Here is an 11799-nt window from a genome sequence, read left to right on the forward strand (position 1 = left end):
TTCTTAACTCATAAAAGCGATAAAGATAAACAATGATTATCTATATTTTAAAAAAAATAGTGACGTTTTTATTTATTATCTGCGTACTTGCCCAGATCAGCTTTTGTCTGGTTTATTTTGTTCCTCAATCTATTTTTAGTGATTTAACTTTTATTGATGCCTATAGCGCTTTTTTTAAGCAACTATTGCAAGGTCAATTTAGATTAATGTCTGGTGAAACCGTTCCTTTTTTCGATACGTTATTAACGACATTTGAGCTTTGTATTTTAGCGTTACTTGTTGCGTTATTTATTGGTATTCCGTTAGGGATTTTTCTTGGTTTAAGTAATATAAATTGGCTAAATACCACAATTCGATTAGGTTGTTTAATCTTTTATTCTTGTCCGATTGTTATGTTAGCAACATTAGTGATGTTTTATCTTTCATCAACATTGCCAATGTCAATGAACTTCGATATATCAATATCAGTAACGGGGAGTTCTTTATTAGATATTATTCTTTCATCGCGAGCAGACAAATTACCGGCACTTTGGGAACAACTGCATTATTTACTTTTGCCAACAATCATTTTAGCGATTCAACCAAGTATTGTGACTATTCAATTAGTCAGTGAAAATGTTAAAAATACCTCAAGGCAAAACTATATTAAAATGGCAATTATACGCGAGCGTTCACCATTTAAGATTTTACGTCGACATTTATTACCAAATTCGATTCCATCGACAATCCCACAATTGACATATAATACAACGACTCTATTATTTTTAACGATGGTGATTGAAATCTTGTTTAACCGTGTTGGTCTTGGCCAATGGGTTATGTTGGCTTATCGTAATCATAATTATTTTATTATTTCGATAGCAATCCTTGCTTGTGGAACAGTAATTAGCTTATTAACTTTATTAGGTGAGATAACTGCTATTGCTATTTATCCATTACGTCATAAGGAACATTATGTCTAGGATGAACCAGTTAGCCAAGAACATGAAAATATGCTTGCATAAACTGCATAGTAATTTGTACTTAATTGTCAGTTTTTATGGGATTTTGGGCATAGCTTTTATTGCATTATCAACTAAATGGTTTTTTCATGCTCATTTAAATCCAGTATATGTCGCTTCTTTACCTCCTGCTTGGTGGCCAACTGGTGATATCAATCATATATTAGGAACAACGGCTCAAGGACAAGATATTTTCGATTATTTATTGATCGGCTATCGGTCAACTATCTCAATGACATTAAAAGCGGTTTTTTATGTCATTATCATTGGTGGTGTGATTAACTATTTGATGTTTTTTGTCGCATTTATTCGACCGTTTATCTTATTTATCTTTAGATTCTTTATGGTTGTGCCACCATTATTGGGTGTGATTGTAATTAGTTTGCTATTAGAAGATGATATTACCAATATCTTAGTGATCATTGGTTTATCTTATGCGCCAAGATTTATTTATAATATCCATCAACGTGTTATTAAAGAATGGAATAAAACTTACATCACCGCTTATCGACTTGATGGTTTATCTTCATTTTCTATTTTAAATCATTATATTGTACCTAATATCCTACCGGTTTATTTGACCGAGATAGTGTCATTATTTGGTTCGGTTATTTTAGCTATCACAACCATTACGTTTTTAGGCTTTGCGAATGATTTTTCTCGACCTGATTTAGGCATGATGATGTTTAAGATGAAAGACATAATGGATGTTAATTTATTAGCCTTTTTAGCTCCAGGAATTGCCGTCTCTGTTACGATTATTTTGGTTTATTTATTCAATTTTGGGTTATATGGTCAGCGAGTAGGGCATTAATCATGGCACTATTAGACATTCGTAATTTAACTATTGAATTTATTACTCCTGATGGCCTGTTACGGGCGATTGATCGCGTCAATTTAAAACTATCAGAAGGTGAAATTCGAGGTCTAGTTGGTGAATCAGGTTCAGGTAAAAGTCTAATTGCTAAAGCGATACTTGGTGTCACTAATCATAATTGGAAGATTTCTGCTGATCGTTTCTATTTTAATGATGTTGATTTATTGAAGTTGACACCGAAACAACGGCGAAAAGTGATTAGTGATAATATATCCATGGTATTCCAAGAGCCACAATCTTGTTTAGATCCGTCTATGAAAATTGGTCAACAATTAATTGAGGCGATTCCGCGAAGAACATTTAAAGGACATTGGTGGCAACGACTGTTTTGGCGTAAGAATCGCGCGATTGAATTACTACATCGTGTTGGGATTAAAGATCATAAAGAAATACTTAAATCATATCCATTTGAATTAACGGAAGGCGAATGTCAGAAAGTGATGATTGCGATAGCATTAGCTAATCAACCTAAATTACTTATTGCCGATGAACCAACCAATGCCATGGAAGCGACAACCGAAGCGCAAATATTTCGTTTGCTTGCGAGTATGAATCAAAATATGGGTACGACTATTTTACTGATTAGCCATGATTTGCAAATGGTTACTCGCTGGACTGATCGTATCAATGTCCTATATTGCGGACAAACTGTTGAGGTTGCTGATAGTGAAGATTTGATTAAATCACCTTATCACCCTTATACGCAGGCATTGATTTATGCTATCCCTGATTTTGGTAAAGCGATGCCGCATAAAAGCCCTTTAAATACCTTACCTGGCGTTATTCCATCATTGGAACATTTACCCATTGGTTGTCGATTAGGCCCGCGTTGTCCTTATGCACAAAAAAAATGTATACAAGCACCAGAACTTATCCCAATCAAAGATCATTCGGTAGCCTGTCATTTTCCATTAAATACTGATGAGTAGTTTGAGATATAGGAATAGTTAATGAACCCAATATTAAAAGTCCGAAATTTATCAAAGCGATTTAAAATCCCTAAAGGACTCTTTGGTCATTTACAAATTGATGCTGTCAAACCTTTGTCATTTTCGCTAAATGAAGGGAAAACGTTAGCCATAATTGGACAAAATGGTTCCGGAAAATCGACATTAGCTAAAATGCTGGTTGGTATGATTAAACCAGATAGTGGTGATATTTGGATTGATGGTAACAAAGTAGAATATGGCGATTTTGGCCATCGTTCGCAACTGATTCGAATGATATTCCAACATGTTGAAAGTTCATTTGATCCACGGCTTCGTATTGGCCAATTGCTTGAAATTCCTCTTAAACGCAATGCCAATTATAGCAGTCATGAACGGGAAAAATTAATCAATGATGTTTTAAAACAAGTTGGTTTATTGCCGGAACATGCCTCTTATTATCCGTCAGTGATGGCAGCAGGGCAAAAACAACGAGTCGCTTTAGCTAGAGCACTAATTTTAAAGCCTAAAGTGATAATTCTTGATGAAGCTTTAGCTGCATTAGATATTTCAATGCGTTCACAAATTGTTAATTTAATGTTGTCATTACAAGAAGAGCAACAGATATCTTATGTTTATGTCACACAAGATATCGGTATGATGAAACATATTAGTGACCAAATTATCGTTATGCATAATGGTGAAGTGGTCGAATATGGTAATACTGCCGAAGTTTTAGCTTCGCCATTAAGTGACATTACTCAAAAGCTTATCAATAGTTATTTTGGTGAAGCACTAACAGCCGATACTTGGCGGACAGATACTCGAGCTTTTTAGTTTTATTTTGCAGCAGCATTAACCAAATAACGCAGTTATTATTCTGATTTTGTTTAAAATATTCTATTTATTTTCCAATAAATACTCGACAAATTTTTTAAAACGCTCTATATTTAGCTATATAGATTTCTAGACGTCCATTTTTCAGTGTTATAGAAGATAATTTATTATTGTTAGGAGCTTTTGTTATGCCTATATGTATTCCTGATTCATTACCGGCAGTTGATGTTCTTCGTAATGAAAATGTATTTGTGATGACTTCAACGCGTGCTAATACTCAAGAAATTCGTCCACTTAAGCTTCTTTTCTTAAATTTGATGCCGAAAAAAATAGAGACTGAAAATCAATTTTTGCGGTTACTTTCTAACTCATCTTTACAGGTGAATATTCAGTTATTAAGAATAGATCAGCGTGAATCCAAAAATACGCCAATAGAACATTTGAATAGCTTTTATTGTGATTTTGATGATATTCGTGAACAGAATTTTGATGGACTTATTATTACCGGAGCACCATTAGGTAAAGTCGCTTTTTCAGATGTTGTGTATTGGCCTAAGTTAGCTGAAATTATTACTTGGGCGAAAGATCATGTAACCTCAACCATGTTTGTTTGTTGGGCGGTGCAAGCGGCATTAAATGTCTTATATGATTTACCTAAATTTACTCGTTCACAAAAGTTATCCGGTGTTTATCAACATCAAATCTTGCAACCAAATGCTATTTTAACCCGTGGTTTTGATGATACATTTTTAGCACCACATTCTCGTAATGCTGATTTTCCAATTGATAAAATTAAAAACTATACCGATTTAAATATTTTAGCTGAGTCAGATATAACTGGCCCATACTTAATGGCAACCGCTGATAAACGAATGGCGTTTGTTACTGGGCATCCAGAATATGATTCATTTACTTTGGCTAATGAGTATTATCGTGACTTGAAAGCTGGTATAAACCCTGAAATCCCTTTTAATTATTTCCCAGAAAATAATCCTAATTTAACTCCGAAAGCAACATGGCGAAGTCATGCTTATTTACTATTTAGTAATTGGCTTAACTATTACGTTTATCAATTAACGCCATTTGATTTAACGACTCGTAATTTGACAATTGATGATTAACTTTAATGATAGATGGATTTATTAAATGAATAACTCCATCTATTTGATAATTATTAAATATTGTTAATTATGTTAAGTTACTAAAATTAAAAAACTGAATGATATAGTTTTTCAATATCTGATATATTTGTTTCTCTTGGATTTCCTTGTGTACATACATCAGCATACGCTGCTTCGGCTAATGCTGTTATGTCTTCCTTCTTCACGCCAACCATATGTAAGTTTGTTGGAATTTTGACATCATTATTTAATTGGAAAACGGCATTCACGGCTGCATTTCGAGCATCTTCAATCGTCATATCTTCAGTATTTTTTATCCCCATTGCTTTGGCTATATGACGATATTTTTCACCTGTGTACGGTGCATTATATTGCATGATATGAGGAAGTAATATTGCATTCGCAACACCATGAGGAACATTATAAAAAGCACCTAATGGATGTGCCATACCATGAACTAAGCCGAGACCAACATTTGAGAATCCCATTCCAGCAATATATTGACCTAAAGCCATTTGTTCAACGCCATTGAGATCACCATTCACCGAATCGCGTAGTGAACGAGCAATAATTTCAATTGCTTTCAAATGAAACATATCACTCATCTCCCATGCACCTTTTGTGATATAGCCTTCTATTGCATGAGTCAGTGCATCAATCCCCGTTGCTGCTTTTAAACTGGCTGGCATACTAATCATCATATTAGGATCAACTAAAGTCAAAACAGGTATATCGTGAGGATCTACACAGACAAATTTTCTCTTATTTTCTTCATCGGTAATAACATAATTGATAGTCACTTCTGCTGCTGTTCCCGATGTGGTTGGAATAGCAATGATTGGGATAGACGGTTTTTTGGTTTCCGCTAAACCTTCTAAACTACGAATATCAGAAAATTCAGGATTATTTATTACAATTCCAATCGCTTTAGCGGTATCTTGCGGTGAACCACCACCAATCGCTATTAAATAATCTGCATTTGATTGCTTAAATATCTCTATTCCTTGTTTTACTATACTAATTGTTGGATTAGGCATAACTTCATCAAATATTTGATAATCTAATTCTGCCGAATCAAGTAACTCAGTAACCTTAGTTGCAACTTTAAATTTAATCAGTTCTTTATCAGTAACAACTAAAGCTTTTTGATAGCCGCGTTTTTTTACTTCATCTATAATATTATGAATCGAATTTACCCCAAAATATGCGGTTTGATTCAAAATCATTCTATGACTCATTTTTAACCTCTTTCTTTATTAATATGAAACTGAAGATGATTTATTGGGGCTTTTTAACTGTTTAAAGTGTTTTAATCTTTCATCAATAGCCTGCATATACAGCATTGTATCCACACCTACAGCAACGAAATTTGCTCCCCATGAGATACATTTTTGCGCCATTTCGATATCAACAGCTAAAAACCCAGCAGCTTTACCTAATTGCCTAATTCTTCTAATTGTTTTTTCAATTATTTTTTGTACTTCTGGATGCCCAGCATTATCTGGATAACCTAAGGATGCGGATAAATCTGCAGGGCCAATAAATACGCCATCTACTCCTTCGGTCATAACAATTTCATCAAGATTTTCGAGTGCTTTTTTACTTTCAACTTGTACTAACAGACAGAGTGAATCATTGACTTGTTGCATGTACTTTTCAATTTTTCCCCAGCGGGCAGCTCTTGCTACACTAGCACCTACGCCACGGGTTCCTTCGGGTGGATAACGTGTCGCTGAAACTACAGCTTTTGCTTGTTCGCCTGTTTCAACCATTGGTATTAATAATGTCTGAGAACCAATATCTAAAATCTGTTTTATGTTAGCTTGACTACCTTCTAAAGGGCGCACGACAGGATGACTGGCATATGGAGCGATTGCTTGTAGCTGGGTGAGTAATGTTTGTGCTGTATTTGGTGCATGTTCACCATCAAGTAGTAACCAATCATATTCTGAGGTTGCAGCAATTTCAGCCATATAAGATGTCGCTGAAGATAACCAAAGGCCAATTTGTAAATTTCCTTTGGTAATTTCTTGTTTAAATTTATTTTCCAATAGTTTTTTCATTATGTTATCCCTAATGTATTAGGAGCTTATTGATAAAATCAATAAGCTCTGTTTGTTAACTATTTTTGTTAGTTTGTTTTAGCATGAATATAGTTATAGTGCCGATTATTGTTATCAGTGCTAAAGTTAGTAAGCCTGCTATATTGTTATTAAAAAGCGTTTCTGCTTTTACACGAATAATTGGTGCTAAAAAACCGCCAAATGCACCAAACATATTAATAAATCCTATGCCTGCTGCTAGGGCTGCTCCAGATAAAAGGTTAGTTGGTATAGTCCAGAAAACCGGTTGTACCGCAATAAAACCAATCGCCGCAAAACAAAGGGCAATAATTGCAATACTAGGACTTGCAAGTGCAGATATTCCAATACCTAAACCTGCTACCAATAATGTTATAGCAGCGATATTTCTTCTTTCTCCAACTTTGTCTGAATATCGAGGAATAAAATAAGTACCGAATAATGCTGCAATCCAAGGAATTGCGGCTACGAGTGAGGCTTTAAAACCAACCGTTGTTCCCATTAATTGAGCTACTTGTGTTGGTAAAAAGAAAATTAGCCCGTAAACACTAATTTGAATTATCATGTAAATAATGGCTAGATGCCAAACAGTGACATTACTGATAGCATCGATTATTTTAGATGTTGTTTTTACACTCTCTTCTGATGATAATTTTTCTTGTAATGCTTGTTTTTCATTTTCATTTAAAAATCTAGCATTACTGATGTTGTCATCAAGGTAAATAAAAGTAACAATACCAGCTATAACAGCAAGAATACCTTCAATAATAAACATCCAGTACCAACCTGGGTGATCTAAAAAGCCATGCATTTCTAATAAAGCACCAGATAGCGGTGAGCCAAATGTTAGTGCTAAAGGTGCTCCCATATAAAATAACCCCATTATTCCTGCGCGATGCTTTTGTGGGAACCATTGCGAAGTTAAATAGATCATCCCCGGGAAGAAACCAGCTTCCGCCATACCAAGCAGTACACGAACGGTTAAAAATTTCCATTCAGAATCAGCATAAGCCATTGCGGCGGATAATAATCCCCATACTAAAGTTGTACCGCCAATCCAGTAACGAGCACCAAATTTACGCATTAATAAATTGGCTGGTGCGCCTAAAAAAGCATAAGCTACGAAGAAAATACCGGCTCCAAGTGCAAATGCTTCATTGCTGAGCCCTGTATCTAATTGATATGCTGATTTGGCAAAGCCAATATTTGCACGGTCTAAAAATGCTAATACGTATAGTATTAACATGAATGGAACAAGTCTTAAACGGGTTTTGCTTACCGCTTTTTCGAGAATATTAGACATAAAAATCCCCCTCTCCATAAAAATTACAGAGATATAAATGATGTTCATATGAAGAAAATAATTTTATTTAATCTAAAATCGCAGTTTTAAGTTCCTTTTAAAACTGCAATAAATCAATAAATAAACTTATTCTTCCTCATATAATTAATGAGAATAAGGACGAATTAATTTACATTCACGATTTAATTCAACACCAAATCCTGGTTTATCAAGTACTGATTTATGAATTCTTCCATTTACAGGAACGGGTTCATCAATCAATATTGGATCAAATTGCGGACGGAGTGTTGAACAATCAGGACTCGTCATTAAAAACTCACTAAATGGGGTATTTGTGAATGTAATCACTGCATGGTGAGAATAAACGGATGAACCATGAGGTACGACCAGTTGTCCTTTTGATTTCGCAATTGCAGCAATTTCAAGTAATGTGGTTAAGCCTCCACACCAACCAACATCGGGTTGCATGATATCAATGCCAGTTTCAGATAATGTTCTAAATGACTGAATTGTTCCATGATGTTCACCAGATGTGACCATCATTCCTGGCGGTGCATTGCGTTTTAACTCTCGGTATCCTTCATATTGTTGCGGAGGTAAACATTCTTCAATCCACTTTAAGTTATAAGGCGCACAAGCATAAGCAAGTTTTGTGGCATAATTTACGTCTTGACTCATCCAGCAATCAAGCATTAGCCAAAAATCAGGTCCACACTTTTCGCGCATGTCGGCAACCATTTCCGCATCTTTTTTGATGCCTTGATCTCCATCATGTGGTCCCCAATGTGTAGGCATCTTGCCACCAATAAAGCCCATCTCTTTTGCCAAATCAGGGCGAGCACCAGTTGCATAAAATTGAATTTCATCACGGACTGCACCACCTAATAATTTATAGACAGGTAGATCAGTCACTTTACCAAATAGATCCCAAAGGGCTAAATCTACACATGATATCGTGTTCATCACTAAACCACCTGAACCTGAATAATACATAGTTGCATTCATCATTTGGTCGTGAATTAGTTTGATATCAGAAACACATTTTCCTTCAATAAATCTATTTAGATGTTTTTCAACAATAAAACATCCCATTTCTCCGCCTGTTGATACGGCAAATCCAATTTGTCCATTATCAGCTTCAACTTCGACAATAAGTGTTCCAAGGACGTTGATACCAAAAGATTGACGTGATTGTTCATAGTCTTTATACTTGCTCATTGGCGTGGCGATATGGTCGTCGATCCAGTGGTGGCCGCCCTGATCGTGATAGTCTGCCCCGCCACTACCTTTCTCGGCGGTTGCTCCTCCCATAAAATAAGCTCTAACTTCTTTTATTTTTGGTAGCTTCATTTAATTTCTCCTTTAAAAGTTACAAAAATTATTCGTACATAAGACAACCCAATTCTTTTGAGATATCTTTTGCACATTCCTTGATTTTAATCGTAATTTCCGGTAATACATGGTCGGTTATTTGAAATGTTGTTCCTACAGCCGATATTGCCGCAGCAATATTATTTTGTGCGTTAAATATAGGTGCCGCTATGCATCTTATATTTATATAATCTTCTTCATTATCAAAACTACAACCTTGTTGACGAATCTTGGCCAATTCAGTATGTAATGAACTAATGGACATAATTGTATTTGCGGTTTTTTGTTCGAAAGAAAGTTGGTTAACGATTTCAGATATTTTTTCGCTAGGTTGGAAGGCTAATAAGCATTTGCCGACGCCAGAACGATAAAGCGATACTTGTTTTCCTACATAAGAACGAACACTGATTGTGCTGTGTGATTCACATTTCAAAATATAATAAGCGGTTTTGTTATCTAAAATTCCTAAATGAGTTAACAGCCCAGTATTATTGGTTAATCTGGCAAGATGTTTTTTGGCTATTTCTCTAATATCAAAACAATTTGAAGCAAGCTCACCTAACTCGACTAATTTGATCCATAAAAAATAATCACCATTCTGATCTTGTTTAATAAATTGATATGACTTTAGTTCTTCTAGTAAAAGATAAGCAGAACTTTTAGGTATTTGTAGGCCATTGATTATTTCTGCGGCACTGCATCTACCTTTAGATGAGATAAAGTTAAGTATTTTGATTGTTCTTTGTAAAGCGGGTACTTTAGACATACATTCCTATATATTGTACTTTTATCCTGTATATTGGATGAAGTAGATTGTACTTTTATCAAATATTGGTACAACTATTTAATCGTATTATTGTGAACTTGATCATAAAAAATTTATAATTTACAATCGGTTATTCCTTTATATTGGAATTTTTGGGGTTGTTCCAATATAAAGGAATTTAAAATAGTCTAATTTATAAGATGTCTTAAATTTGAATGTTGTGATTTAAATTGAAATGATGAAATAGTGTGGTTTTAAATTAGAAACGATTTAGTAGTATAAATAAGATAACATGAAAATATTAGTTAGGTGGTATAGACTCCTCAATTATTTTTACAAATAAACTTTATCAATCAAGCAAAGATAATAATTATCTGAAAAAATAATTAACCAATAAGAATATTGATTGATAAAGATTAATACATACCATACTATTGGCAAAAACACTGGTTAAAGGTTAATGTTATTATATCTTTACTCATTTTTGCACGTTTTTATGAGTAGTTTACTCATACTTAAAACTTAATAACATGGTATAGAATCCTCAATTATTTTTACAAATCAAATTCAGTAACTCGAACCAAAGTAATTATATTTCTATGCGAAATATGTTTTTATTGTTTTTCTGCTGCTATTAAGAACATTGGCGTTGAATGATAGTTAATTTGTTCAATTTTATCCCAGACTATCTTTGATATATCGTTTTCAATATGAATATTTTTATAACCAATTGATTGTAAAATCTTCTTATCCCATTCAGGTCTAATTTCTTTACTCAATGGTAGTAATTTGGCGATTCGTTCCATTTCTTGCGTATTGGTTTGTCGATAATGATCTTCAATGCCATAATTCATGGTATTTTGTCTATCCTGCATATATTGTGAATAAAGATCTTTATTAAAAAGAAATAGATACCAGTTGGCATCAAAATTAAGTAATTTACCTTTAGCACTTAACACTCTAAACCATTCTTGATATGCTAAAATTGGATTACTCAAATTCCACGTAACATTACGCAATATAATTAAATCAAAACTACTGTTTTCGAATGGTAAGCAATGAACATCTGATAAAACAAAATTAACCTTTACTTGGTATTGTATTGCATTGTTTTTTGCTTGATTTATCATTTCTTCAGTAGCATCTACAGCAGTTACCTCATGTCCGGCTAAAGCTAACGTGATAGCTAAAAAGCCGGGCCCAGCGCCTATATCTAATACACGTAGTTTTTCTTTTTGTGGAGCATGATGCAGAATTAACTTTTGCCAGATAATTCTTTTTTCAGTTGCTAGTTCATCTTGATTGGTTTGACTGTACTCTTTTGCTCGGTTTGCCCAATAAATGATAAGATCCCTTAAAATATTATCATCAATATTATTCGCTAATATCACTTAATCTTCTCGCTTTTTATTTTGAATTTTTAATTCTGAGGTAGGTGGTATATAGTTATTAATATTACTTAATAGCATAATACTCTTTACATTACTCTATAGACAAGTTATTTAGGATTGATATT

11 protein-coding genes are annotated in these 11799 nt (G+C 34.1%); 5 read left to right on the forward strand and 6 right to left on the reverse strand.

Annotated elements, in window-relative coordinates; translation table 11 throughout:
• Positions 1–32: 32 nt before the first annotated feature.
• The 5 genes from H3T54_RS09745 (at position 33) to metA (ending at position 4762) form a co-directional block, all read left to right on the forward strand.
• Positions 33–962 carry an ABC transporter permease subunit gene (locus H3T54_RS09745; protein ID WP_198222337.1) on the forward strand — a complete coding sequence of 310 codons (930 nt, stop codon included), beginning with the start codon at positions 33–35 and terminating at the stop codon, positions 960–962.
• On the forward strand, positions 955–1815 hold the full coding sequence (locus tag H3T54_RS09750; RefSeq protein ID WP_198201771.1) for an ABC transporter permease subunit: 861 nt from the start codon (positions 955–957) through the stop codon (positions 1813–1815). The genes H3T54_RS09745 and H3T54_RS09750 overlap by 8 nt, the downstream gene beginning before the upstream one ends.
• Before the next feature lie 2 nt (positions 1816–1817).
• Positions 1818–2807: a putrescine export ABC transporter ATP-binding protein SapD gene (gene sapD / locus H3T54_RS09755; RefSeq protein WP_086362748.1), complete on the forward strand. Its 990-nt coding sequence runs from the start codon at positions 1818–1820 to the stop codon at positions 2805–2807.
• A gap of 21 nt (positions 2808–2828) precedes the next feature.
• Positions 2829–3641 (forward strand): ATP-binding cassette domain-containing protein, encoded by an 813-nt coding sequence (locus H3T54_RS09760; RefSeq protein ID WP_086365112.1) that lies wholly within the window; start codon positions 2829–2831, stop codon positions 3639–3641.
• A gap of 188 nt (positions 3642–3829) precedes the next feature.
• Complete coding sequence (gene metA / locus H3T54_RS09765; RefSeq protein ID WP_086362750.1) at positions 3830–4762, forward strand: homoserine O-succinyltransferase; 933 nt, start codon at positions 3830–3832, stop codon at positions 4760–4762.
• Between the two features lie 86 nt (positions 4763–4848).
• On the opposite strand, the gene fucO is transcribed toward metA, so the two are convergent.
• The 6 genes from fucO to H3T54_RS09795 all read right to left on the reverse strand — a co-directional run bounded on the left by fucO (position 4849) and on the right by H3T54_RS09795 (position 11674).
• Positions 4849–6000, reverse strand: a complete 1152-nt coding sequence (gene fucO / locus H3T54_RS09770; RefSeq protein ID WP_086362751.1) for a lactaldehyde reductase — start codon at positions 5998–6000, stop codon at positions 4849–4851.
• Positions 6001–6018: 18 nt separating this feature from the next.
• Positions 6019–6825, reverse strand: a complete 807-nt coding sequence (gene yfaU / locus H3T54_RS09775; RefSeq protein ID WP_198222335.1) for a 2-keto-3-deoxy-L-rhamnonate aldolase — start codon at positions 6823–6825, stop codon at positions 6019–6021.
• A 55-nt stretch (positions 6826–6880) separates the two neighbouring features.
• On the reverse strand, positions 6881–8146 hold the full coding sequence (locus H3T54_RS09780) for an MFS transporter (protein ID WP_198222333.1): 1266 nt from the start codon (positions 8144–8146) through the stop codon (positions 6881–6883).
• Positions 8147–8290: 144 nt separating this feature from the next.
• Positions 8291–9496: an L-rhamnonate dehydratase gene (gene rhmD, locus H3T54_RS09785; RefSeq protein WP_086362754.1), complete on the reverse strand. Its 1206-nt coding sequence runs from the start codon at positions 9494–9496 to the stop codon at positions 8291–8293.
• 28 nt (positions 9497–9524) lie between these two features.
• Positions 9525–10283, reverse strand: a complete 759-nt coding sequence (locus H3T54_RS09790) for an IclR family transcriptional regulator (RefSeq protein WP_110448589.1) — start codon at positions 10281–10283, stop codon at positions 9525–9527.
• Positions 10284–10897: 614 nt separating this feature from the next.
• On the reverse strand, positions 10898–11674 hold the full coding sequence (locus H3T54_RS09795; RefSeq protein WP_198222331.1) for a class I SAM-dependent methyltransferase: 777 nt from the start codon (positions 11672–11674) through the stop codon (positions 10898–10900).
• Positions 11675–11799 lie beyond the last annotated feature (125 nt).

The sequence above is a fragment of the Gilliamella sp. B14384G10 genome, assembly GCF_016101685.1.
Classification (GTDB): Bacteria; Pseudomonadota; Gammaproteobacteria; order Enterobacterales; family Orbaceae; genus Gilliamella; species Gilliamella apis_A.